Raw genomic sequence first — 25,411 nt, forward strand, 5'->3', positions numbered from 1 at the left:
TGCTCACACCGCAGCGGGGCGTGCGCCCGCTCGGAAGCAGCCTGCCACGTGATCGTCGACCATGCCCGTCGCCTGCATCAGCGCGTACATCGTCGTGGGACCGACGAAGCGGAAGCCCTTCGCGCGGAGGGCACGACTCATGGCCGTCGACTCGGGCGTCACGGCTGGGACCTCGTCGAACGAGGCGAGGGCGCGTGACCGCGCTGCCGGCGCGAAGGCCCAGAGGAAGCCGTCGAGCGGCTCGTCGAGCGCGAGGGTCGCGCGGGCGTTCGAGATGGTCGCCTCGATCTTGCCGCGGTGGCGGATGATCCGTGCGTCCTCGAGGAGGCGCTCGACGTCGGCCTCGGTCATCTCGGCCACTCGAACGGGCTCGAAGCCGTGGAAGACCTCGCGGAACGCCGGGCGACGTCGCAGGATGGTGATCCACGAGAGCCCGGCCTGGAACCCTTCGAGGCAGAGCTTCTCGAAGAGTCGCACCGGGTCGCGCTGCGGCCGGCCCCATTCCTCGTCGTGGTAGCGGCGGTATTCGGGGTCCCCTGCGCTCCAGGCGCACCTCGGGACGCCGTCGTCGCCGACGATCACGTCGACGCCGGCGGTCACGCGGCGAACCCGATGCGCTCGTGCGCCAGCAGCCACAGCTTGGTGGGGATGCCCTCGCCGGCGGAGTAGCCGGTGACCCGGCCGTCGGAGGCGAGCACGCGATGGCAGCCCACGATGATCGGCACAGGGTTCGAACCGACCGCCCCGCCGATCGCTCGCGCGGACCCCGGGCGCCCCACCGCCGCGGCGAGTGCGCCGTACGAGGTGGCCTCGCCCCAGCCGAGGCGACCGAGCTCGGCCCAGACCGACTGCTGGAACGGCGTGCCGACGAGCCGGACGGGGAGGTCGAAGGCGGTGCGGGAACCGGCGAAGTACTCGGCCAGCTGGTCGCGGGCCGCGAGGAGCAGTGGGCTGGGGCGTTCGGTCTCGGCGTCGTGCGGGAGCGCGCCGTCGCGTTCCATCGTCAGCGACGTCAGGTGCGCGTCATCGGCCTGGAGCTCGATGCGCCCGATCGGGCTGTCGAATCGGAGGAGGTACGGGGAGGTCATGCTTCGAGGCTAGCGGCGGCGTCCGTCATCGACTGGCGGGAATCGGACACTGCTGGGCCAGGCCAGGACCGCCGGCCGTGTGCAGGAGGGGTGCCGCGGCGGTCGCGTCGCGACCCCACCAGTCCTCCCCAGGCCGGCGTCGTGGCGGTCGGTTCCCGGCGACGCGCCCCGCGGGCAGCCCGGTCCGGTCGATCACGGACGCTTGGGCCATGACCACCATCATCCGCGCCGAGGCGGCGCACGACTTCCTGGCCCTCGTCCCCGCCCTCGTGGGCTACCGCCCCTCGGGCTCGGTGCTCTGCGTGGCCTTCGACGGCAACCGCACCGGCGGGGTCCTCCGGCACGACCTGCCGGCCGATGCCGAGGCGGCGGACGCACTCGTGGGCGCGATCGTGGGCACCATGTGCCGACTCGCCCACGCCGACGCCGTGGTCCCGATCGTCTACACCGATCAGCGGTTCGACGGCGGTGACATCCCGCATCGCGACCTCCTCCAGGGTCTCGCCCGCCGAGCCGAGGAGGCGGGGTTCCTCGTCCGCGACGCGCTGTGCGTGGCTCCCGACGGCTGGGCGTCCCTGCTCGACGAGGACCTGCCGCCGGGTGGGCGCTCCCTCGCGCTGATCGAGGAGAGCCCGGCGGCCGCCCGGGGCGAGGAGCACGGCCCGCTCGCCGATTCGGCGACGGCGCTGGTGCGCCTGCCCGAACCGGACCCGGAAATCGCCCGGGAGGTCGCGCGCATCCTCGACGCCCTCGGTGAGGTCGACCCGAGCGCCGCGACCTCGGCCGACGGATGCGCGCGCGGGTTCGACCAGCGGAGACTCGAGGTGATCGACGAGATGGAACGGGAATTGGGCGACGGGCTCGATCCCGTCGTCGCGGCGGAGCAGCTCGCCACGCACGAGGGCCGTTCCACCGCACGGCTCGCCTGGGTCGTCCACCTCCTCGGCCGCCCGGTCTTCCGTGACGCGATGATGCTGCAGGTGGCGTTCGGCCCGGTCATCGGAGAACTGGCACTCGACTCGGCCGAGGAGGCGGCCGAGCGGGCGCGGCGGTCGGGCGAGACCCTCGACGACCTCACGCGTCGCGAGCTCGACGCCGGCGGGGTGGAGTCGGTCGACGAATTCCTCACCCGGTTGCTGCTCGGCCAGGCGGCGGCGCGTCCCGACCCGGAACGGATCGTGCGAGCGCTCGACACGCTGGTCGTCGCGATCGCCAACGCGCCGCGGTCGCACCGCGCCGGCGCCCTCTGCGTCGCGTCGTGGCTCTCGTGGGCGCTCGGGCGCGGGTCAGCGGCAGGCGCCCTCATCGACCTGGCGCTCGACTGCGATCGCGCCCACGGCATGGCGCAGGTACTGGCCGGCCTCTTCGGTACGGGCACGCTGCCGGAATGGGCGTTCGGCGCCACGGTGACGGATGCCGCCGTGGGACACGGTGCCGTCAGTGCCCCGTGAACGGGCCGATCAGGCGCGCCATGAGCGACGGCCGTCCGGTCAGGCGCTCTTCCGCATCTGCGATCCCCATCCCGGTGATGCCGAGGTTCGCGAGCACCCAGCGGATCGGTTCCGGTTCCCAGAGCGGGGAGCGGTGGTCGACCCACGGCAGCGCGGTGAGCTCCGTCCGGCGCCCCAGCACGAGGTCGGCGAGCGTGCGCCCGGCGAGGTTGGTCGTCGAGAGGCCGTCGCCGACGTAGCCGCCGGCGAATCCGACGCCGGTCCGCGGGTTGTAGCTCGCGGTCGCATGCCAGTCCCGCGCGACGCCCAGCGGACCGCCCCAGCGGTGGGTCACGCCGGCGTCCCCGACCGCCGGGAACAAGTCGCCGAGCGTCCGCCGGAGGTGCGCGAACACGTTCTCGGACCGTTCGAACCGCGGGTCGACGGCGCTGCCGAAGTGGTAGTGCGCGCCGCGGCCGCCGAAGGCGAAACGGTTGTCGGCCGTGCGCTGCCCGTACACGAGCAGGTGACGGTAGTCGCTGAAGGTCTCGCCGTGCGCGATGCCGATCTCGTCCCACACCGCGTCGGCCAGCGGCTCGGTCGCGATCATGAGGGAGTAGATCGGGAGGATCCGCCGTCGCACGCGCGGCAGGCTCGGACCGTACCCCTCAGTCGCCACGATGACGTGACGCGCGGAGACGGTGCCCTCGGCCCCCGTGCCGTCGAGCGCGCGGAAGCGCACGCGACCCGCGGAGAAGTCCACCACCTCGGTGCGCTCGAAGAGCGCCACCCCGCGGGATTCCAGGACGCGCGCCAGGCCGCGGACGAGCTTCGCCGGGTGCACGCGAGCGGTCGCCGGGTCGAGGACCGCGGCGGGCGATTCCCCGTCGAGCCCTGCGACGCCGAAGCGGGAGGCGACGTCGGCCGGCGCCCAGTACTCGAGCGCGTCGACGCCGAAGCGGCCGGCCTCGGCGACATCCGCCCGCGCGGCGCGGCGCTGCACGTCGTCGCGTGCGAAGAGCACCGTGCCGCCCTGCGCGAAGTCGCAGTCGATGCCCTCGGCGTCGGCGACACGGCCGACCTCGGCGACCGTGTCGACCATCGCACGGCGCATCGCCACGGCCGCGTCGCGTCCGTGGGTGCGCTCGAGCGAGGCGGCCGAGCGCGGGAACAGCGCGGAGCACCAGCCGCCGTTGCGGCCCGACGCGCCGAATCCCACGATCTCACGTTCGAGCACCGCGATCCGCAGGCTCGGGTCGGCAGAGGTCAACGCGTACGCCGTCCACAGCGCCGTCAGGCCGCCACCGATCAGGCACACGTCGAAGCGGGCATCCGCCGTGAGGGCCGCGCGCGGACGGAGGTCGTCCAGCCCGCGCGCGGCCAGGTCGTCGAGCCAGAAGCTCGCACGCCGATACGACACCTGTGCGCCATCGGCGGGCACAGGCCGCCGCACTCCCGTCATCAGACGCGCGCGGGAACGAGCAGGTGCTCTCCGCCGTGGCGGTGACCCTTGAAGTCGGCAGCGCGGTTCGTCGCCTCGGTGAGCACGCCCCGGAGGATCTGCTCGATCTCCTGGAACTCGGGCACGCCGATCGTGAGCGGAGGCGCGAGCTGGATCACGGGGTCTCCCCGGTCGTCGGCGCGGCAGTACAGGCCCGCATCGAACAGCGCCTTCGACAGGAAGCCGCGGAGCAGGTGCTCGGACTCCTCGTCGTTGAACGTCTCACGCGTCGCCCGGTCCTTCACGAGCTCGATGCCGAAGAAGTACCCGTCGCCGCGCACGTCGCCGACGATCGGGATGTCGAGCAGCTTCTCGAGCTCGGCGCGGAACAGCGGCGAGTTCTCGCGGACCCGTTCGTTGAGGCGCTCCTCCTCGAAGATGTCGAGGTTCTCGAGCGCCACCGCGGCCGACACGGGGTGCCCGCCGAAGGTGTATCCGTGGTAGAAGGACGTCGTGCCGGTCTTGAACGGCGCGTAGATCCTGTCGGAGATGATCGTGGCGCCGATCGGGGAGTATCCCGAGGTCATCCCCTTCGCGCAGGTGATCATGTCGGGCTGGAACCCGTAGGTGGTCGAGGCGAACATGTTCCCGATGCGGCCGAAGGCGGTGATCACCTCGTCGGCGACCAGCAGCACGTCGTACTGGTCGCAGATCTCGCGCACGCGCTGGAAGTATCCCGGCGGCGGAGGGAAGCATCCACCCGAGTTCTGCACCGGCTCGAGGAACACCGCCGCGACCGTCTCGGGGCCTTCGAAGAGGATCATCTCCTCGATCCGGTTCGCAGCCCAGGCGCCGAAGGCCTCGACGTCGTCGGCCGGCGCACCGACGTCGCCCGCGCGGTAGAAGTTCGTATTGGGCACGCGGAATCCGCCCGGCGTCACGGGCTCGAACATCTCCTTCATCGCCGGGATCCCGGTGATGGCGAGGGCGCCCTGCGGCGTGCCGTGATACGCGACGGCCCGCGAGATGACCTTGTGCTTGGTCGGGCGGCCCTGGAGCTTCCAGTAGTACTTGGCGAGCTTGAAGGCCGTCTCGACGGCCTCTCCGCCGCCGGTCGAGAAGAAGACGTGGTTCAGGTCGCCGGGAGCGTACCCGGCAAGACGGTCGGCGAGCTCGATCGCCGCCGGGTGGGCGTACGACCAGATCGGGAAGAAGGCGAGCTGCTCGGCCTGCTTCGCGGCCGCCTCGGCGAGGCGGCGGCGCCCGTGGCCGGCGTTCACGACGAAGAGACCCGAGAGGCCGTCGAAGTACTCGCGCCCGTGGATGTCGTAGATGTGATGCCCGTCGCCGCGCGTGATGATGGGCACGCCGTGCTCCTCCATCGTCGACTGGCGGGCGAAGTGCATCCAGAGGTGGTCCTTCGCCTTCTGCTGCAGCGCGGCGTCGTCGAAGCCGGTCGTGCCGGAGCCGGGGGCTGCGTCGAGGGTGGTCATGGGGGGTCTCCTTCCGGGCGGGCCCGCGATCAGCGGGTGCCCCAGTTGTAGAACTGCTTCTGCAGCTTGAGGTAGACGAACGTCTCCGTGGTCTGGACGCCGTCGAGGTTGCGGATGCGGGAGTTGAGCAGCGTGATCAACTGGTCGTCGTTCTCGCACACGACCTCGGCCATGAGGTCGAAGCTGCCCGCCGTCAGCACGACGTAGTCGATCTCCGGGATCTCCGCGAGCGCCTCGGCGAGTTCGCGGGTGTCGCCTGTCGCCCGGATGCCGATCATCGCCTGGCGCGTGAACCCGAGTTGCATCGGGTCGGTCACCGCCACGATCTGCATGACCCCGGCCTCGGTGAGGCGCTGCACGCGCTGGCGGACCGCCGCCTCTGAGAGTCCGACCGCCTTGCCGATGTCGGCGTACGAGCGCCGTCCATCGGCCTGGAGCTGCTCGATGATCGCCTTCGAGACGTCGTCGAGTTGCACCGGCCGGTGGTTGGACGCGCGACTGCCGTTGGACATGCGTCCGATCATGACAGTGGATCGGTTCGATCACAAGGGATTCCGCAGATTCGTAGCCGATCTGCAACGGATTCCATCGTCGGATGCCCTTCCGTTCGTCGCGTCGCCATGGCACGATGGTCGGCATCGCGAGCGGCGCGCAGCGCGCCCCGCCGACGGCCGCGCGCCGCGGCATCCGCCCCACCCACCGGAGGACCCCGTGCCCGAGACCCTGCGCAACTTCATCGGCAACGAGTACGTCGACGCCCGAGGGGACGACGCACTCGACCTCATCGACCCCGCGACCGAGGCGGTGTACGGCCGGGCGCCCGTTTCCACGGCGGCGGACATCGACGCCGCCTACGACGCGGCGTCCGCGGCCTTCGAGAAGTGGGGGCAGACCACGCCGGCCGAGCGCCAGCTCGCGCTCTTCCGTATCGCCGACGCCATGGAGGAGCGAGCCGACGAGTTCGCCGACCTCGAGTCGCAGGACACCGGCAAGCCCCGCGCCACCCTCGTCGCCGACGAGATCCTCCAATCGGTCGACCAGCTCCGCTTCTTCGCCGGCGCCGCCCGGAACCTCGAGGGCCGCTCGGCGGGCGAGTACCTCGCCGACCACACGTCGTTCGTCCGCCGTGAGCCCATCGGCGTCATCGGCCAGGTCGCGCCGTGGAACTACCCGCTCAACATGGCCGTCTGGAAGGTCGCGCCGGCGATCGCCGCGGGCAACACGGTCGTGCTGAAGCCGTCCGACACCACGCCGCTCGCAACGCTCAAGCTCGCCGAGGTGGCCGCCGAGCACCTCCCTGCTGGCGTGCTCAACGTCATCACCGGCGACCGGGCCACCGGAGCGGCGCTCCTGCAGCACCCGACGCCCGAGATGGTCGCCATCACCGGCTCGGTGCGCGCCGGCATGGAGGTCGCCCGCGCCGCGGCATCCGACCTGAAGCGCGTGCACCTCGAGCTCGGCGGCAAGGCGCCCGCGATCGTGTTCGACGACGTCGACCTCGCGGCGGCGGCCGAGGGCATCGTGTCCGCCGCCTACTTCAACGCGGGTCAGGACTGCACGGCGGCCACCCGGGTCCTCGTCCACGAGTCCGTGCACGACGAGCTCGTCTCGGTCTTGGTCGAGCAGGCGCGCGCGAGCGCCCGCACCGGCGGGCCCCGCGAGGACGGCGTGTTCTTCGGCCCGCTCAACAATCCGAACCAGCTCGCGAACGTCTCCGGGTTCATCGAACGGCTCCCCGACCACGCCGACGTCGCCACCGGCGGTCGACGCCAGGGCGAGCGCGGCTACTTCTGGGAGGCCACCATCGTCACCGGCCTGCGCCAGGACGACGAGGCGGTGCAGCGCGAGATCTTCGGCCCCGTCCTCACCGTGCAGTCCTTCCGGGAGGAGCACGAGGCGATCGCGATGGCCAACGGCGTCGACTACGCACTCGCCGCGTCCGTCTGGACTCGGGACCACGGCCGCGCGATGCGGTTCGCCAAGCACCTCGACTTCGGCTGCGTGTGGATCAACACCCACATCCCGTTCGTGTCGGACATGCCGCACGGCGGCTTCAAGCACTCCGGCTACGGCAAGGACCTGTCGCAGTACGGATTCGAGGACTACACGCGCATCAAGCACGTGATGAGCTTCATCGGCTGACCCGGAGCGCCGCCGGGTGCGAGACTGGTTGCCATGGTCGACGGGGCAGTGCGCAGCAGGGTCGACCCGGAGGCGCCGCAGTGGGACGTGGTCGTCGGGGAGCGGTTCATCGCGGCGCTCGCGGCGCCCGCGCCCGATCGCGTGACGAGCGCGGTCGCCGACGTCGCCGCCGCCGACGACGTGGAGGTGGAGGGCCTCGTCGCCCGGATCCCCATGGGCCCCGGCGGCATCGAGGACCTCGCCCTCGTCTGGTGGCCACGCGGCGGCGACCCCCTCACCGCACTCGTGCGCGGACAGGCCGTCGTCGACCTCGCCTCCCCGGGCGGATCCCGGCGGTTCGACGCACGCGGGATCACGCCATGGCACCTCGCGGAGTTCTCGGCCGTCACACGGCTGCGCATCGCCGCCGCGGGCTCGCCGCTCGAGGCCGTCCGGCATGCGGCGCTCGCCGGCGAGGTGGTCCCGGCCCGCCGTGCGTCGTTCCGCGCGGCGGCGGTCGAGTGGTCTTGGCGCGAACTGCCCGAGCGTGCCGACCCGTATGCACTCGATGCCGACACGGTGCTCGCGCGCCGGCCGCGACTGCACGGCGCGGCCGTCGACGCCGACACCGTGCGCTCGCTCAGGCACGCGCCGCCGACGGCCCCGATGCCGATCCTCGAGGACGCGGACACGGTCCGCTCGTCCGGGCACGCGGGGGCGACGATCACGGCGCGGGCGCCCCGGCCCGAACTGGTCATCGAGGACGACACCGTTGCGGCCCGCGATCGCGCCGACGACGAGGCGGACTCCGGCGACACCCGGGAGCTGCCCGTTCCGGCGACGGCCTTCCGCGTGGTCGGCGGCGAGGCGGCGGTGATCGACTGCCCGGTCATCATCGGTCGCAGCCCCAAGCCTCCGCGGATGCCGCAGGGCGAGGTCGCGCTCGTGCGCGTCGACTCGCCCGCTGAGGTCGTCTCCGCGACCCACCTCGAGCTGCGGCGGGAGGGGATCCGGGTCGTGGCCACCGACCTCCGCTCGACGAACGGGACCATCGTCCGCTCCGCCGCCGGGGTCCGGCGACTGCGTCCGGGGGAGTCGGTCGTCGTCGCCCCGGGCACGACCCTGCAACTCGGAGGGGATACGATCGTCGAGATCCTGACCGATCTCGGGGGGATCGAGGCATGACCTCCACCGGACAGGGGCGGACCAGGTGACGCAGATCGGCAACGGCAACAGCCGGCACCGGATCGCGCTGCCGGACGGCACCGAGGTCACGCTCTCGTGGGCTGCGGCCACCGACACCGGCCTGCGCCGTGCGGTCAACGAGGACAGCTTCGTCGCGCAGGCGCCGGTGTTCGCGGTCGCGGACGGGATGGGCGGACACGCCGCGGGCGACTTCGCGAGCGCCGCCGTGGTCACCCGACTCGCCGAGCACGGCGGCAAGCCGGCCGTCGGCACCGCCGACATCGACGCCGCACTGCAGCTCGCCGTGCAGGACATGGGGCGCGGCACGGGCGTCACCGACGAGGGCAGCGGCACGACCGTGACCGGCGTCGCCCTCGGCGTCATCGGCGACCAGCCGGCGTGGATCGTCTTCAACATCGGCGACTCGCGCGTGTACCGCCTCGTCGGCGGCGTGCTCGAACAGCTCACCGTCGACCACTCGATCGTCCAGGAACTCGTCGACGCGGGTCAGATCTCGCGCGAGGAGGCCGACACGCATCCGCACTCGAACGTGATCACGCGTGCGGTCGGATTCCACGAGGCACCCATCCCCGACTACCGGGCGATCGCGCTCGAGGAGGGCATGCGGCTGCTCGTGTGCTCCGACGGACTGACGAAGGAGCTCACCTCCTACGGCATCCGTCATTTCCTCATCTCGGGTCGCCGTCCGGAGCAGGCCGTGCACCAGCTCGTCGAGGCCGCCGTCGGCAATGGCGGGCGCGACAACGTCACCGTGGTCGTCGTCGACGTGCTGCGGGTGGAGCGGCCCGCGGAGGCGGCCTCGGACCAGTCCTGAGCGGGACGGTCCTCCGCGGCATCCGTCGACCTACAATGGGGCGATGCACCGGGCGCCGAGCGCGCCCGGCGCGCTGCCGGTGCCCGAACCCGCTGGGAGGAACGTGACGAGGCGACTGCCGTCCACGCCGCCGAGCCTCCCGGGGTTCTCGTTCATCCGGGTGCTCGGAGCCGGTGGCTTCGCCGACGTCTTCCTGTACGAGCAGAACATGCCCCGGCGGCTCGTCGCGGTGAAGGTGCTGCTCGCCGAGGTCGTGAACGACGACGTCCGCCGGATGTTCCAGGCCGAGGCGAACCTCATGGCCCAGCTCTCCAGCCATCCGTCGATCCTTACCGTCTACCAGGCGAGCGTCGCCGCCGACGGCCGTCCGTACCTCGTGATGGAGTACTGCTCGGCCACGCTCGGCCAGCGGTACCGCGCCGTGCAGCTGCCGATCGCCGAGGTGCTCTCGATCGGCGTGCGCATCGCGAGCGCCATCGAGACCGCGCACCGTCAGGGCGTGCTCCACCGCGACATCAAGCCGTCGAACATCCTGACCACGGCCTACGGGCACCCCGTCCTCTCCGACTTCGGGATCGCCGCGACCCTCGGACAGGCGGAGGCGAACGACACGGTCGGGCTCTCCATCCCGTGGTCGGCTCCCGAAGTGCTCCTCGACGAGGTCTCGGGCACCGTGGCGAGCGAGGTGTGGTCGCTCGGCGCCACGGTGTACTCGCTGCTGGCCGGGCGCAGCCCGTTCGAGGTGCCCGGCGGCGACAACGGCACGATGGCGATCGTGAACCGCATCGAGCGATCGAGGCTCCAGCCGACGGGGCGGCCGGACGTGCCGCCGAGCCTGGAGGCGGTGCTCGCCAGGGCGATGTCCAAACGACCCGCCGATCGCCAGGCGGGCGCGCTGGAGTTCATCCGCGACCTGCAGGCGGTCGAGGAGGAACTCGCGCTGCCCCAGACGCCGCTCGAGGTCGCCATGGACGACTGGGCGATCGCGACCGCCGTCGACCTCGACGAGCGCACCCGGCTGGGCGCCGGGAGCTCGGCCGACACCGGCTCGACGCGTCCGCGTCGACGGCGCGCGTCGTCGGCCGCGAGGGCGGTCCGCCCCGCCGCGGACTCGCGATCCCGCGGCGACGACGCGGCGGTCCGCCGTGGCGCCGCGCCGCCCAGCACCGGCCGGCTGCTGTGGGGCGTCGGCATCGCGGCGGCGGTGTTCGTCGGGCTCGTCGTCGCGGGCCTGCTGACGGTCGCACGAGGGGCCGCGTCGATTCCGGTCGTGGCGAACGTGAGCGCGGAGGTGTCCGGCGCGAACGTGGTGTTCACCTGGGACGATCCCGGACTTCGGCAGGGCGACTCCTACGTCGTGAACGTCGAGGGCGGCGAGCGTCCGCCGCAGCGCGAGGCGATCGCCGCGGTCATCGCGGAGTCCGACGGACCGGTGTGCGTCACCGTCGCGGTATCGCGCGACGGGCGGACGGGCGCCCCGAGCGCCGAGCGGTGCGTCGAGGTGGACCTGCCGTGATCGACGTGCGGGAGCTCTGGCGCACCCGGCGCGCGGGCGTGCTGACGGGGACCGCGGTCGGCGTCGTGGTCGCCGTGGTCGCCGGGGTGGCGGTGGCGTCCGGCGGCTACACCGCCCAGCGCGTGGACCTCGGGGACGCCGCGGTCTGGGTCTCCAACGAACGGTCCGAGTCGGTCGGCAGGGCGAACACGGCGGTCCACGAGCTCAACGCCGTGGTCGAGGCCGGCGGAACGCGCCCCGAGGTCGTGCAGCGCGGCTCGACCGTCCTCGTGCTCGATCGGGACCGGGCGAGCGTGGGCATCGTCGACCCGGCGACGGCCAGCGTCATCGACACGGTCGCCGTGCCCCCCGCGGGAACGGAGGTCGCCCTCGCGGGCGACCGCGTCGTGGTCACCGCCGACGGCGACCTCTGGGTGGAGCCGGTGGAGGAGTTCGGGCGCTTCGTCAGCGACGCCGAGCCGGCGTTCGAGTTCGGTGCGGAATCCGTCGTGTCGGTCGACGAGGCCGGCCGCGTGTTCGGCTTCACACCGTCCACCGGCGAGGTCAGGGAGGTCCGTGCCGCCGCACCCGAGGGCATCGTCGATTCGTGGCGGCTCGAGCCGATCGAGCCCGAGGGCGTGCAGGTCACCTCTGCGGGTGGGCGCTGGGCGGTGCTCGACACCGTCGGGCGGGTCCTCCACCTCGACGGGCGGACCGTCGACCTGTCCGGACTCGTCTCGGGGGCCGGCGGAGCGGTGCTCCAGCGTCCCTCCGTCGGCGGCGAGGCGATCCTGATCGCCACGCGCGACCGCCTCATCGAGGTCGCGTTCGACGGCTCCGCGCCGCGCGAGCTCGTCGGCGGCCGATCGGGCGGACCGGCTCGGCCGATCCTGCACGGCGGGTGCGTCCATGCGGCCTGGGGCGGCGGAAGCGCCTGGCGCGCGTGCGGCGAGGACGCCGGGGACCTCCACGACCTGCAGCGCCGCGTCGCCGGAGCAGGCCTGCGCTTCCTCGCGAACGGCGACGCCCTGGTGCTCAACGACGGGCAGACCGGCGCCACCTGGGCCGCCGCCGACGGGTACGAGCTCATCGACAACTGGGACGAGCTGCTCGCGGTCGAGCGGGACGAGCGCCGCGTCGAGCAGAACGACCCCGACTCGCCGGTCACGACCGAGAAGAGCCAGGTGGCGCCGGTGGCGGTCGACGACGAGTTCGGCGCGCGCCCGGGCCGCTCGACCCTGCTGCCCGTGCTGCTCAACGACTACGACGCGAACGGCGACGTCCTCGTGATCGCCTCGACCTCGGGCGACCTGCCGGAGGGCGCGCGCATCGACCTCGTCTCCGACCGGCAGCAGTTGCAGCTGACGCTGGACGACCGCGCGGCCGGTTCGTTCGACCTCCGGTACGACATCGACGACGGTCGCGGCGGCTCCGCCCAGGCCGTCGCGCGGGTGACGGTTCGCGAGGCCGACGAGAACGCTCCTCCCGTCCAGGTGCGCGCCGCGCGGGCGGTCGTCGAATCGAGCGGCCGGGTGACCACCGCCGTGCTCGGGGAGTGGGTCGATCCCGACGGCGACCCGATGTTCCTTCGGAACGCGTCCGTCGGCGCTCCCGACGACGTGACCTCGACCGCCGAGGGCGTGGTCGTGTTCGACGAGCGCGGCGGCGAGGGAGCCGAGCGGCGGGTGTCGCTGCTGGTCTCGGACGGTCGCGACGACGGCTCCGGCACGCTGCGGGTGGGCGTGCGCGCACCCGGCGAGGCGCCCCTCGTCGCGGAGTCGTTCGTCGCGCTGGCGACGCAGGGCGAGGAGATCCGCCTCGAGCCGCTTCGGCACGTGCGTGGCGGCTCCGGCGACATCAGGCTGTCCGCCGTGCCGTCCAAGCCCGAGGCCGAGCTCGCGCCCGACTTCGACAAGGGCACCTTCCGATTCACGAGCGGCGCGGTGCGCACCCACTTCCTCGAGTACACCGTCACCGACGGCGGGCAGACCGCCACCGGCACGATCCGCGTCGAGGTGGCGGCGCCGCCCGAGCGCGACACGACGCCGATCACCGTGCCTCACACCGCGTTCCTGCGACTCGACCAGCCCATGGAGGTCGACGTCCTGGCCGGCGACATCGACCCCACGGGCGGGCTCCTGGTGATCACCGGTCCCGGTGAGGCGCCCGACGACCCCGGCGTGCGCGTCGAGGTGATCGAGCACCGGATGCTGCGCGTGAGCCTCACGCGCCCGCTCGAGCAGGGCTCGGCCACCTTCGGATATCGCGTGAGCAACGGCCTCGCCGACGCCGAGGGGACCGTCACGGTCGTGCAGGTGCCGGCGCCGCCGGAGCCGCAGCCGCCGGTCGCGGCGCCGGACACGGCGTCGGCACGCACCGGCGACGTGATCGACATCCCCGTGCTCGACAACGACGAGCATCCCGACGGCGACCCGCTCCAGCTCGACCCCGAGCTCCTCGAGCTCCCGGCGGACGGGCTGTTGTTCGTCGCGGGCAACCGCCTCCGATTCCATGCGCCGGAGGAGCCGGGCGTGTTCGAGGCCGCGTACCGGGTGGCCGGTCCCGACGGGCAGTACGCCACGGCATCCGTCGCCATCACGGTGCGGGAGGCGGACCCGGAGACCAACACCGCGCCCGTTCCGGCGACCGCGACAGCGCAGGTGCTGGCCGGCGACACGGTCCGCATCCGCATCCCGCTCGGCGGCGTCGATCCGGACGGCGACTCCGTGCAGCTGCTCGGCCAGGAATCCAACCCGGAGCGCGGCGCGGTCGTGGATCGCGGATCGGACTGGCTCGAGTACCATGCCGGCGAGTACTCCGCCGGAACCGACACGTTCGAGTACTCGGTGGTGGACGCGCTGGGCGCTCGCGCCACCGGGACCGTTCGGGTCGGCGTCGCACCCGGCCTGGAGGGAGCGCGCGCGCCGGTCGCCGTCGACGACCGGATCACCGTCCGTCCCGGCCGCACCATCGCGGTCCGGGTGCTCGCCAACGACTCGGACCCCGATGGCGAGCAGCTCATGATCGCCGCGGTCGAGTCGAACACGGGCACGGCCACGGCGCGCGTGGACGACGACGTGATCCGCGTCGAGGTGCCCGAGGGCGAGGCCGACCACAGCTTCGTCTACACGGTCGAGAACGAACGCCTGGGGGCCACCACCGCCTTCCTCCGCGTCGACGCCCGGGCCGATGCGCCGCTCCTGCGTCCCGAGGCCGCGGACGTCGTCCTCAGCCTGAGCGACATCCTCGAGGAGGACCGCGTCGAGGTCGACGTGCTGTCGGACGTCTTCATCGCCGACGCGAACGCCCGCGACGCGTCGGTCTCGCTCGTCGAGGGGTACGAGGACGGCGCCCGGGTGACCGGGGCGGGGGAGATCGAGGTCGACGTACGGGACCGGCAGCGGATCGTGCCCTACGCGGTGGGCCATCCCGACGACCCCGACCTGCGCGCGCTGGCGTTCATCTGGGTGCCGGGTCGGGACGACGCGATCCCGCAGCTGCGCCGGGACGCGCCGCAGGTGCGGGTGACGACGGGCGACGAGGTCGTCCTCGAGCTCGACGACCACGTCGTGGCGGCCTCGGGGCGTCCGGTCCGGTTGACGGATGCCGCGACCGTGCGCGCCTCGCACTCGGACGGCAGCGACCTCGTGGTCGACGACGACACGCTCCGCTTCCGCAGCGAGCCGGGGTACTTCGGACCGGCGTCCCTCTCGTTCACCGTCACCGACGGCGAGTCGGCGGACGATCCGGACGGGCGCACCGGCACGATCGTCATCCCGATCGACGTGCGTCCGACCGAGGGCCAGCCGCCGACGTTCACCGGCGGCGTCATCGACTTCGAGCCCGGGCAGGCGAGGACCATCGCACTCGAGCGGCTCACCAGCCGGCCCGACGACGAGAGCGAGGCCGATCTCGACTTCCGGATCGTCGGCGAACCGCCGGCGGGCTTCGACGTCGCCGTCGACGAGGGCGAGCTGCGGGTGCGCGCGGCAGAGTCCACGCCGCAGGGCACGCGCGACGCGGTCACGATCGCGGTCTCCGACGGCGCCGTGGAGGGCACGCCCGGGCGCGTCGAGTTCCGCGTCGTGCCCTCCACCAGGCCGCTCGCCCAGCCGGCGTCGGACGAGGCGGTCGCGCCGCGGGGACGGACGACGACGGTGGACGTCCTCGCGAACGATGCGGCGGGCAATCCGTTCCCGGACACGCCGCTGCGGGTCGTCGCCGTGCGCGGCCTGGATTCAGGCCTGCCCGCCGGGGTCTCGATCACCCCCGATGCCGATCGGTCGCGGTTGTCGATCACGGTGTCCGAGGGCGCCGAGCCCGTGAACACGGCCGTGCAGTACCAGGTCGCCGACGCGACCGGTGATCGCAGCCGGTACGCGTGGGGCACCGTGACCATCTCGGTCCAGGACCGTCCGGACCCGGTGACCGACGCACGAATGACAGGATTCGGCGACGGCGTGCTCGACGTCGCGTTCGGCGCCGGCGCCTTCAACAACTCGCCGATCCAGGGTTACCGCATCTCCCTGGTCGACCCCGGCGACGGCAGCGAGATCGGCGCGACGGAGTGCCTGGCGACGACGTGCGGCGTGGCCACTCCGGGCAACGGCCCCGGCGCCGCGGTGAAGGTGCGCGTCCAGGCGCGGAACGGCATCGGCCTCTCCGACCCGGTGGAACTGCCCACCCCGGTGTGGTCCGACGTGATCCCGGGGCCGCCGAGCGGACTCCGGGCGATGCCGCTCGACGGCCGGCTCCGCATCGAGTGGGATCCCGTCCCGACCGGATCGGGCAGCCCCGTCGGCACCTACGTGGTGTCGGTCGCCGGGTCGCCGCTCGAGGTCTCGGCCGCGCGCGTCTGCACGGCCGCTCTGTGCGCCACCGAGTCGCAGGGACTCGCGAACGGCAGCAGCGTCGCGGTGAGCGTGAGCGCGCGGAACGGCGCCTTCCCCGCGCTCGCGACGTGGACCGAGGCGACGACCTCGGGCACGCCGTTCGGGGCTCCCGTCCCGGGCGACATCGCGGTGGACGCGGATGCCGCGGCGGGATCGGTCGTGGTCTCCTGGAGCCCCTTCGCGGGCAACGGCGATGCGATCGCCGGGTACTTCGTCGAGCGGCTCGTCGAGGGCGAGTCCTCGGTGCCGACGGGCGCGCAGGCCTGCTCGGTGACGAAGCCGGCACCGGGCACCGTGGTGGCGCCGACCGTGGGCGGCACCGTGGCCGAGGTCGTGAGGGCCGGGCCGGACGTCGCGAGCGTGTCGTTCACGGGCACCTCGACGGAGGCCGCGCGGTACTCGTTCGTCGTCTGGGGCTACAACCGCGCGGGCTGCGTGCACACCGCGGTCGCGAGCACCGTCGTCCGTCCCGCCCCGGGCGGCGTGACCGGGGTGGACAGTGCGATGGACTGGCTCAACGTCGAGACCTGGGACCGCTACGTCTCCGGGGTCGACGCGGGCACGCGCCGGCTCCAGATCATCGCCGTCGACGCGAACGGCGCCCGCGTCGGAACGCCGCGCGACTTCAACGGCTCCGGATGGCTGCGCGCGCTGCTCAGCCGTCCGTTCGGCGAGACCGCCCGGTTCCAGGTTCGTGCCTGCTCGGTGTGGGGCTCGTGCGGCCCGTGGTCGGAGACCCAGCCGTCCGGCGAGTCGCCGTCGCTCACGTTCGCGCTGCCCGGCCGCGCCTACGATCCGGCGACGTCGACCTGGACGTGGACCGCCGACCCGGCCAATGGCGGCCTCCCGGCCGCGTACCGCTGCGGCATCGAGGGCGACGCCGTCGGCCGGGTCGCCCAGTCGGCGACCTCGTGCCAGGTCGCCGGGGGCGGTCCGGGGGACCGGGTCTGGTTGGATGTTGAGGTCGCGGGCATCACCGCGAGATTCGAGGCCCGATGAACGCGCAGGGAGCACGCATGACCATGACCCCCGACGACGCGAGCCGGTTCGCCGCCGACCTCGACCGACTGGTGGGCGCGGTCGAGGAGGTCCTGCTCGGCAAGAACCGCGTCATCCGCCTGGCGTTCACCGCACTGCTGAGCGAGGGCCACCTGCTCCTCGAGGACGTCCCCGGCACGGGGAAGACCTCGCTCGCGCGGGCCATGGCGCAGTCGGTCGCCGGGTCGAGCAACCGCGTCCAGTTCACGCCCGATCTGCTGCCGGGCGACATCACGGGCGTGTCCGTGTACGACCAGCGCACCGGCGCGTTCGAGTTCCACCCCGGTCCGATCTTCGCCAACATCGTCCTCGCCGACGAGATCAACCGCGCGAGCCCGAAGACGCAGTCGGCCCTCCTCGAGGTCATGGAGGAGGGACAGGTGACCGTGGACGGGCAGACGCATCCCGCCGGCCGGCCGTTCATGGTGATCGCGACCCAGAACCCCGTCGAGCAGGCGGGCACCTACCGACTCCCCGAGGCGCAGCTCGACCGGTTCCTCATGCGGACCTCGATCGGCTACCCGGACCATGCGTCCACCATCCGCATCCTCGAGGGCACCGACCAGCGCGCGCACGACCAGCGCGTCGAGCCGCGCCTCGACGCGGACGAGATCGTGCGGATGGCCGCGCTCGCGCGGACCGTGTACGTCGACCCCACCATCCACGACTACGTCTCGCGGCTCGTCGACGCCACCCGGACCGCGAAGGAGGTCCGCCTCGGTGTGAGCGTGCGCGGCGCGCTCGCGCTCGTCCGCGCCGCGAAGACCCATGCCGCGGGTCGCGGTCGCCACTACGTCGTGCCCGACGACGTGAAGGCCCTCGCCGAGCCGGTGCTCGCCCACAGGCTCATCCTCGACCCCGAGGCGGAGTTCGACGGCGTGACCGCCTCGAACATGATCGCGCAGGTCCTCATCGAGACGCCCCCGCCGTCGGCGAGGCAGGCCGGGTGACGTTCCACACCGGCTCCACGATCCCCGAGGAGGCGGCCAGGGAGGGTCTGCTCGCGGTCGTGATCGGGCGCGGCGTCGCGGCGGCGCGCGCCGCGGCATCCGTCGTCGACCGGCTGGCGACCTCCGCCCGCGGAGTCGTCACCACGCTCGGCTGGGGCGTCGTCGTGGCGGCCGTGGCCGCGCTCGCCCTCGGCTACGGCTGGGGCTGGGCCGAACTCGTCGTCGTCGGCTGGGGCCTCGCGCTCCTCGTCGTGCTCGCCTCGGCCCACCTCGCGGGGCGGGGCGCGGGCAGCATCGACCTGTCGCTGCCCGTCGACCGGGTGGCCGTCGGCGAGGCCGCCGAGGCCAGGCTCGTCGCGCGCAACCCGGGACGGCGCCGCTTCGCCGCAGCGCGGCTCGAGCTGCCCGTCGGCGATCGCATCGTGTCGCGCATGCTGCCTCCGCTCGCGCACGACGCCGTGTTCGACGAGCGGGTCGCCGTCCCGACCCGCCGGCGCGGCGTCATCGCGGTCGGTCCGGTGCGGACCGTGCGCGCGGACCCCATCGGGCTCATGCGACGCGACATCGAGTGGTCGGGCGTGCGGATGCTCCACGTGCACCCCCGCACGATCGCGGTCTCGCCGCTCAGCACGGGCTACCTGCGCGACCTCGAGGGCACGCCGACCCGCGACCTCACCGTGAGCGACATCGCGTTCCACGCGCTCCGCGAGTACCAGCCGGGCGATGACCGGCGCTACATCCACTGGCGGAGCTCCGCGAAGACGGGCACCTTCATGGTCCGGCAGTTCGAGGAGACGCGGCGGAGCCGGATGATGGTCGTGCTCGACCTCGCGTCGGACGCGTACGAGGACGCCGAGGACTTCGAGCTCGCCGTCAGCGCGGCCGCGTCCCTCGGGGCGCGCGCTATCCGCGACGCGCGCAGCATCAGCTTCATCACGTCGGGCCGCGCCCGCGCTGCCGGCCGGGCGTCGACCGCCGCCCCCGGGTCGCGCGGGGGCACCGGGATGCGGGAGCTGCCGACGGCCTCGCGCGACCGCCTGCTGGACGCCCTGTGCCTCGTCGAGACCGACCCCCGCGCCGCCGGGCTCGCCGACACGGTCCGCGCCGCCTCGGAGTCCGTGAGCGGGGTGTCGCTCGTGTTCGTGGTGACCGGTACGGCGCGACCCGTCGCCTCCCTGCGGCAGGCCGCATCGCGGCTCCCGGCGGGCGTCGAGGGCGTCGTCGTCAGGTGCGCCGCGGAGGGCGAGGCCGACGCTCGGGCGATCGGCGCGCTCTCGGTGTTCGGCATCGGCTACCTCGAGGACCTGCGGGCGATGGTCGCGAGAACGGCGTCGGTGGCATGAGCGAGCGCATGATCGGACCGGAGCGGCCCCTCGGCGCGCCCAGGTCCGGCGAGCGCGGTCGGGGGCTTCGCGACCTCGGGATCGGTCGCGCGAACGGGCCGATCCCGGCGCTCCTCGACGTGGCGATGATCGCTGCGATGACCGCGGCGGCCATGGTGCCGTGGTGGCCCGTGTACGAGAGCACCGCATTCGTCGTCGCCGCAGTGGTGGCGATCCTCACGGGCTCGGCCGTGGCGGTCGCCGGAGCCATCCGGTCATGGCCGTCATGGGCCGTCGTCGCGGGCGTGGCCGGCACGTACCTCGTGCTGGGCGTCCCGGTGGCCGTGCCCGGGAGGGCGTCCGCCGGCGTGCTCCCCACCGCGGAGGGGCTGGTCGAGCTCGTCGCCGGCACCGCCCTGTCGTGGAAGCAGCTCGTGACCATCGCCGTGCCCGTCGGCAGCTACCAGGCGCTGCTCGTACCGCCGTTCCTGCTCGGCCTCATCGCCTCCGCGGCTGCGGTGACGATCGCGCTGCGCACGCCGCGCCCCGCCGCGGCGGTGCTGCCCCCGGTGCTGCTGCTCATCGCGGGCATCGCCCTCGGGGTGGTGCACGACGAACTCGCGGTGCAGTCCGGCCTCGCGTTCCTCGTGACGTGCGTCGCCTGGCTCGTCCGAGTCGGCATCGCCTCCCGCGGGACGCTGGTCGCCGAGCAGTCGAGGGACGCCGCGTTCGCCGACGCGCGGCGGGTCGTCGCCGCCGCCGCACTGGTGGCGGTGGCGCTGGTCGGAGCGACCGCGGCGACCGCCGTCGCCCCGCCCGGCCCACGCGAGGTCGTGCGCGCGCAGTTGCAGCCGCCGTTCGAGCCGGACGACTTCGACAGCCCGCTCGCCGCGTTCCGGCGCGCGTTCGAACCGGACACCGCGTCGACGCCGATGCTGTCGGTCCGCGGGCTGCCCGACGGTGCCGGGCTGCGCATCGCCACCCTCGACACCTACGACGGCGTCGTGTACTCGGTCGGCGGCGCCGACCGGGCGGCGGCGTCCGGGCAGTTCACACGGCTGCCGTACCGGCTCGACCAGACGGCCACGCCGGGCGAACCGGTCGAGCTCGACGTCGAGGTGCTCGGATACGACGACGTGTGGGTGCCGGGCATCGGTCGGCTCGAACGCATCGAGTTCGGTCCCCGGGCATCCGCGCGGGCCGAGGCGCTCGCCGAGGAGTTCCACTACAACGACGTCACGGGCGCCGGCGGGGTGCGCTCGGGGCTGCAGGAGGGCGACGCGTATCGGGCCTGGTCCGTGGCATCCGTCGACGACGTCGACCTCGCCGGAATGCAGCCGGGAGGTGCCGTGCTGCCCGATGGACCTGACGCCCCGGACGACCTGCTCCGCCTCCTCGACACGTGGGCGCCCGCCTCCGACCCTCCCGGACTGAGGCTGGAGAAGGTCATCGGCGGCTTCCACGCCCACGGCTACGTCAGCCACGGCGACGACGACGAGCCGAGCCGGTCCGGTCACTCGCTCGACCGGCTGGCCGAGTTCGCGAGTGTCAAGCCGATGCTCGGCGACGGCGAGCAGTACGCCGTCGCAGCCGCGCTCATGGCGCGCGCGATCGGCTTCCCGGCCCGGGTGGTCGTCGGCTACCTGCCCGGCGACGGGGCACGCGCCGACGCGGAGGGCGCGCGGGTCTTCCGCAGCGCGGACCTGCAGGCCTGGATCGAGGTCCAGGCGAGCGGCGGCGAGTGGGTGCAGGTCGACCCGAACCCCGAACCCCGCGAGATACCGGAGCGCCAGCCCGACGAGCCGACGGTCGTCTCCCGCCCGCAGTCGGCCCTGCCGCCGCCGGAGGAGCGCACGCCCATCGAGGACCTCTCGGTCGAGCCGGACTCCGGCTCGGACGATGCCGACGACGAAGGCGCGGCGTGGCTCGATGCGCTCCTCGCCGCGGCTCGCGTCGTCGGCATCGTGCTCGCGCTGGTCCTGCTCGCTGCGAGCCCGTTCCTCGCGGTCGTGCTCGCGAAGTCCCGTCGCCGTCGGCTCCGACGGCGTGCGTCCACGCCGGTGGAGCGCATCGAGGGCGGGTGGCAGGAGTTCACCGACACCGCCGCCGACCACGGCTACCCGATCGACCCGGGCGCGACCCGTGCGGAACAGGCCGCGACCGTCGGCGGACTCGGCCCGCTCGTGCTCGCGGCGGTCGTCGACCGTTCGGTCTACGCGCCCGGAGGACCCGGCGATGGCGACGACGACCGCGTGTGGGCGGCGGTCGACGAGCTGCAGCAGCGCATCGCGGCGCCTCGGTCATGGCGCGAGCGGCTGAGGGCCGCCATCTCGCTCGCCTCGTTCGGCCAGTACGCTGGCAGCCGAAGGGAGGCGGCTCGTGAACTGCCGGATCTGCGGCGCTGACCTCCCCGAGGGCGCCATGTTCTGCGGCGAATGCGGCAGCTCGACGTCGGCCACGCCCGAATCGCGCCGGCCGATCGACCCGCGACCCGGCGACACGTACGTCATGCACCGCTCCGAGAGCGGCATCATCAGCGTGCCGGTGCCCGAGACGACGGATGCCGCGGCGACGGATGCCGCGGCGACGGTCGCCCCGGCCGTCGCGGTCGCGCCGGAATCCGGTCACGTGACGACGTGGCCGGGGCCTCCCGCCGAAGCGGCCGAGGGCGCGACCCTCCCCGCGTGGGAGCTGCGGTTCTCCACCGGCGAGGTCGTGACGGTGTCGGGGACCGGCCTCGTCGGACGCCGGCCGATGCCGCAGCCGGGGGAGCGGTTCGCGCACCTCGTCCAGATCGTCGACCGAGGACTGTCGGTGTCGAAGACCCACCTCGAGTTCGGCGAGCACGACGGCGAGCTGTGGGTCGCCGATCGCTTCTCCTCGAACGGGACGGTCGTCCGCCGGCCGGGCGAGGGTGGCGTGCGATGCGAACCGGGCCGCCGGATGCTGGTCCCGCGCGGCAGCCGCGTCGAGATCGGCGAGCAGGCGTTCACGGTCGACTGACCCGTCCTCCCCAGGCCGCTGCGCCGCGCCGGGCCCGAGGTTCCGTCCGGACGCCTTCGATCGGCCGTGCGGCCGTGGTGGGCTGTCGGCGTGCCCGACACGAGCTCCCCGGTCGCACCCGGCCTGTCGCCCCTCGCCCTGCCGCCGCGCGCTCCCGAGCCCGCCCGAGCCGGCTTCCCGTGGATCGCATCCTCGGCACCGGTCGCGGGCGCGCTGCTCATCTGGGCCGTCACCGGTTCGACCTTCGCGCTCCTGTTCGCCGTGCTCGGCCCGCTCGTGGCCGTGGCGTCGATGCTGGACTCGCGTCGTCAGGCCGTTCGCGAACGCCGGCGCGGCGCGGCCGACCGCGAGCGGGCGCTCGCCCGCCTGGAGGACGAGATCGCACTGCGACACGATCTCGAGCGCGAAGCGGCGTGGCGCGATGCGCCAGGCGCCCGTCGCATCATCGAGCAGCACGTCCCGGCATGGCGCGAGCGTGCACCGGGTCGCGTCGTCCTCGGCGCGGCGGGCGTGCCGAGCCGCGTGCGGGTCGAGGGCGTGCCGGGCGACGAGCGCGACGCCGACCTCCTCCGCCGGGCCGCAAGGCTCCTCGACGCCCCGGTCACGGCCGACGTCTCGGACGGCCTCGGTTTCGTCGGGCCGAGGGCGCTGGCGCTCGCCGCGGCGCGGGCGGCCGTCGTGCAGTGCGCACACGCCGTCGCACCCGATGCGCTTGCGATCGATGGACCGTCGAGTCCGGAGTGGAGATGGCTGGCGGCGCTCCCGCACTCGGCGGCGTCCGCCCCCGCCCGCCTGCTCGTGACGGAGGGGGCGGGGGCGCCCGCCGCCGGTGGCCGAGCTCGGGGCGCGCGGCCGCATGTCATCGCCGTCGGCACCGGAACCGCCGACCTCCCGCCGGGGCTCGGCACCGTGGTCGACCTCCGGCATCGGGGCAGCGCCGTCGTGGGCGGCCGACCGCCCGTCGAGATCGTCCCCGAGCTCATGAGCTCCGCTGAGGCCGGCACGTGGGCGGAGCGTGCGGCGGCGGTGGCGCGCCGAGCGGGTCTGGGCCGGACCGAGCGACTGCCGATCCGCGTCGAGCTCACCGAGTTGGGCACGGTCGACGCCGATCCGAGCGACCGGTCGTCCCTTCGCGTGCCGGTCGGCGCAGGCGACGGCGTACCGCTCGCGCTGGACCTCGCGGCCGGTCCGCATGCCCTGGTCGCGGGAACGTCCGGGAGCGGCAAGAGCGAGTTCCTCGTGTGCTGGATCGCCTCGCTCGCGGCCGCCCACGCCCCGGACCGCGTCGCGTTCCTGCTCGTCGACTTCAAGGGCGGGGCCGCCTTCGACCCCGTTGCCGCGCTGCCGCACGTGACGGGAGTCGTCACCGATCTCGCGGAGGGCGAGGCCGGGCGCGCCGTGGCGAGCATGCGGGCCGAGCTGAGGCACCGCGAGCAGGTGCTCGCCGCTGCCGGAGCACGCGACATCGCCCGCCTCCCGAGCGAGGTGGTGCTGCCACGCCTCGTGGTGGTCGTGGACGAGTTCCAGGCGATGGTCGAGCGGTTCCCCGACCTGGGAGCGGTCATCGCCGACGTGGCCGCGCGTGGTCGATCACTGGGCGTGCACCTCGTGCTCGCGTCGCAGCGACCGAACGGCGTGGTCCGCGAGAGCGTGACCGCCAACTGCGGCATCCGCGTCTCACTGCGGGTGCTCCAGCGAGCCGACAGCGTCGCGGTCGTCGGCACCGACGAGGCCGCGTCGCTGGACGTCTCCACACCGGGTCGCGCCATCGCCGATCCCGGCGACGGGCGCACGGTGCGGTTCCAGTCGGCGATCGCCGACGAAGCGGCGATCCGTCGCGCCCGAGAACGCCACGCGGGCGCCGCGCCGCCGCGGCGTCCCTGGCTCGACCCGCTGCCGGCGACGCTCGGGCTCGACTCGATCGCCGAAGTGCTCGGCACGGCGCCTGCCGCGCCGGGGCGCGTCCTGCTCGGCGTCGCCGACGATCCGGACCGGCAGCGCCGCGTCGCGATCGAGTGGGACCCTCGCGACGACGGACCGCTCGCCGTGCTCGGGATGCCGGGCTCCGGGCGCACCGCCCTGCTCGATGCCATCGCCGCGCAGGTCGCCGACGCTCGCGGCGTCGATGCGGTCGTGCGGGTCGAGGGGACCCGGAGCGGCGTGTGGGACGCGCTCGATCGCGCCGAGTCGGCGATCGCGGGCGGTCCTGGCGTGCCGCACCTCATCGTCTTCGATGACGTCGACGGGAAGTTCTCGGGCTGGCCGGACGAGGCCCGGTTCGCAGCGATCGCGAAGCTCGAGACCGTGCTCCGAGGTGCGCGGGGCGCGGGATCCGCGGTCGTGGTGTCGGCGTCGAGGCCGGCCGGGCTCGGATCCGGCGTGCGCGACGGCCTCACGTCGACGGTCCTGCTGCGGCATCCGTCGCGAGCCGACCTCGTGCATGCCGGCGGCGACGGATCGCTGTGGGACCCCGACGGTCCGGCCGGATCGGGGCAGTGGCGCGGACTCCGCGCACAGTTCCTCGCCGCACCGCGGCCGGCCACGATGCCGGTGCGGCCGCCGGCGCGGTTCGAGCCGGCGCAGCATCCGCTCACGGTGATCTGCAGCGCGACGCCGCGCGCGGACGCCGCCGCGCTCACGACCGCCTGCCCGGAGGCGGACGTCGTCCTGCTCGGCGCCGGCGGCGATGCGACCGACCGGGCGGCGACCGCGCTGCGGGGCGGGACCGGGCCCGCCAGGAACCGGTTCGTCATCGGCGACGCCGAGTCGTGGGCCGCGAACTGGTCGCTCGCCGGCCAGGCGCGCGGAAGGGCCGCGATCGTGGTGCACGGCGGGAACGCGGAGTACCGTGCGCTGATACGGGATCCCGGGCCGCCGCCGCTGCTCGACGACCATCGCGGGCAGTGCTGGGTGATCCTGCCGGAGCAGTCGCCGGTTCGTCGGACCTGGATCACGCCGGACGACGGAATCCGCGCGTGAAGGGCCTGCACCAGCACTGATTCCGTGCGATTCGACGCGAGAAATTAACGATTCGGTCATGATCTCGTGATTTCTGCCACGCAGTGTGACATCATCTTCGCACCCCCTGCACGTACATCGAAGCCGATGAGGAGCCCCG

Annotated in this window: 16 protein-coding genes; 11 read left to right on the forward strand and 5 right to left on the reverse strand. The window is 73.6% G+C overall.

Annotated elements, in window-relative coordinates:
* Nucleotides 1-3 precede the first annotated feature (3 nt).
* Both ACULK4_RS06770 and ACULK4_RS06775 read right to left on the reverse strand, forming a co-directional pair.
* Complete coding sequence (locus tag ACULK4_RS06770; protein ID WP_445965366.1) at nt 4-600, reverse strand: DNA-3-methyladenine glycosylase I; 597 nt, start codon at nt 598-600, stop codon at nt 4-6.
* Nucleotides 597-1,088 carry a methylated-DNA--[protein]-cysteine S-methyltransferase gene (locus ACULK4_RS06775; RefSeq protein ID WP_445965367.1) on the reverse strand — a complete coding sequence of 164 codons (492 nt, stop codon included), beginning with the start codon at nt 1,086-1,088 and terminating at the stop codon, nt 597-599. Before ACULK4_RS06775 ends, ACULK4_RS06770 begins: the two co-directional genes overlap by 4 nt.
* Before the next feature lie 209 nt (nt 1,089-1,297).
* Here ACULK4_RS06775 and ACULK4_RS06780 point away from each other — a divergent pair, with 209 nt between their 5' ends.
* A complete protein-coding gene (locus ACULK4_RS06780; RefSeq protein WP_445965368.1) occupies nt 1,298-2,539 on the forward strand; it encodes a DUF4192 family protein in 1,242 nt (413 codons plus the stop codon).
* Here ACULK4_RS06780 and ACULK4_RS06785 read toward each other — a convergent pair.
* The 3 genes from ACULK4_RS06785 to ACULK4_RS06795 are packed head-to-tail and all read right to left on the reverse strand — an operon-like array spanning nt 2,526 to nt 5,964.
* On the reverse strand, nt 2,526-3,938 hold the full coding sequence (locus ACULK4_RS06785) for an NAD(P)/FAD-dependent oxidoreductase (RefSeq protein WP_445965369.1): 1,413 nt from the start codon (nt 3,936-3,938) through the stop codon (nt 2,526-2,528). The genes ACULK4_RS06780 and ACULK4_RS06785 overlap by 14 nt on opposite strands.
* Nucleotides 3,939-3,979: 41 nt before the next feature.
* Nucleotides 3,980-5,452, reverse strand: coding sequence for an aspartate aminotransferase family protein (locus tag ACULK4_RS06790; RefSeq protein WP_445965370.1), 1,473 nt, complete (start codon nt 5,450-5,452; stop codon nt 3,980-3,982).
* A gap of 29 nt (nt 5,453-5,481) precedes the next feature.
* Nucleotides 5,482-5,964: an Lrp/AsnC family transcriptional regulator gene (locus ACULK4_RS06795; protein ID WP_445965371.1), complete on the reverse strand. Its 483-nt coding sequence runs from the start codon at nt 5,962-5,964 to the stop codon at nt 5,482-5,484.
* Between the two features lie 199 nt (nt 5,965-6,163).
* Here ACULK4_RS06795 and ACULK4_RS06800 point away from each other — a divergent pair, with 199 nt between their 5' ends.
* From ACULK4_RS06800 to ACULK4_RS06845, 10 genes are all read left to right on the forward strand, one after another.
* Nucleotides 6,164-7,594: a gamma-aminobutyraldehyde dehydrogenase gene (locus tag ACULK4_RS06800; RefSeq protein WP_445965372.1), complete on the forward strand. Its 1,431-nt coding sequence runs from the start codon at nt 6,164-6,166 to the stop codon at nt 7,592-7,594.
* A gap of 33 nt (nt 7,595-7,627) precedes the next feature.
* Nucleotides 7,628-8,758 carry an FHA domain-containing protein gene (locus ACULK4_RS06805; protein ID WP_445965373.1) on the forward strand — a complete coding sequence of 377 codons (1,131 nt, stop codon included), beginning with the start codon at nt 7,628-7,630 and terminating at the stop codon, nt 8,756-8,758.
* Nucleotides 8,759-8,783: 25 nt separating this feature from the next.
* A complete protein-coding gene (locus ACULK4_RS06810) occupies nt 8,784-9,593 on the forward strand; it encodes a PP2C family protein-serine/threonine phosphatase (RefSeq protein ID WP_445965374.1) in 810 nt (269 codons plus the stop codon).
* A gap of 43 nt (nt 9,594-9,636) precedes the next feature.
* Nucleotides 9,637-11,109: a serine/threonine-protein kinase gene (locus ACULK4_RS06815; RefSeq protein ID WP_445965375.1), complete on the forward strand. Its 1,473-nt coding sequence runs from the start codon at nt 9,637-9,639 to the stop codon at nt 11,107-11,109.
* Nucleotides 11,106-16,979 carry an Ig-like domain-containing protein gene (locus ACULK4_RS06820; RefSeq protein ID WP_445965376.1) on the forward strand — a complete coding sequence of 1,958 codons (5,874 nt, stop codon included), beginning with the start codon at nt 11,106-11,108 and terminating at the stop codon, nt 16,977-16,979. Before ACULK4_RS06815 ends, ACULK4_RS06820 begins: the two co-directional genes overlap by 4 nt.
* A 17-nt stretch (nt 16,980-16,996) precedes the next feature.
* On the forward strand, nt 16,997-17,968 hold the full coding sequence (locus tag ACULK4_RS06825; RefSeq protein WP_445965377.1) for an AAA family ATPase: 972 nt from the start codon (nt 16,997-16,999) through the stop codon (nt 17,966-17,968).
* Nucleotides 17,965-19,311, forward strand: coding sequence for a DUF58 domain-containing protein (locus ACULK4_RS06830; RefSeq protein ID WP_445965378.1), 1,347 nt, complete (start codon nt 17,965-17,967; stop codon nt 19,309-19,311). The genes ACULK4_RS06825 and ACULK4_RS06830 overlap by 4 nt, the downstream gene beginning before the upstream one ends.
* Nucleotides 19,308-21,695 carry a transglutaminaseTgpA domain-containing protein gene (locus ACULK4_RS06835; RefSeq protein ID WP_445965379.1) on the forward strand — a complete coding sequence of 796 codons (2,388 nt, stop codon included), beginning with the start codon at nt 19,308-19,310 and terminating at the stop codon, nt 21,693-21,695. Before ACULK4_RS06830 ends, ACULK4_RS06835 begins: the two co-directional genes overlap by 4 nt.
* A gap of 103 nt (nt 21,696-21,798) precedes the next feature.
* Nucleotides 21,799-22,293: an FHA domain-containing protein gene (locus ACULK4_RS06840; protein ID WP_445965380.1), complete on the forward strand. Its 495-nt coding sequence runs from the start codon at nt 21,799-21,801 to the stop codon at nt 22,291-22,293.
* A gap of 90 nt (nt 22,294-22,383) precedes the next feature.
* On the forward strand, nt 22,384-25,272 hold the full coding sequence (locus ACULK4_RS06845) for an FtsK/SpoIIIE domain-containing protein (protein WP_445965381.1): 2,889 nt from the start codon (nt 22,384-22,386) through the stop codon (nt 25,270-25,272).
* The last annotated feature ends 139 nt before the right edge of the window (nt 25,273-25,411 follow it).

This window comes from Agromyces selenitireducens, assembly GCF_052748465.2.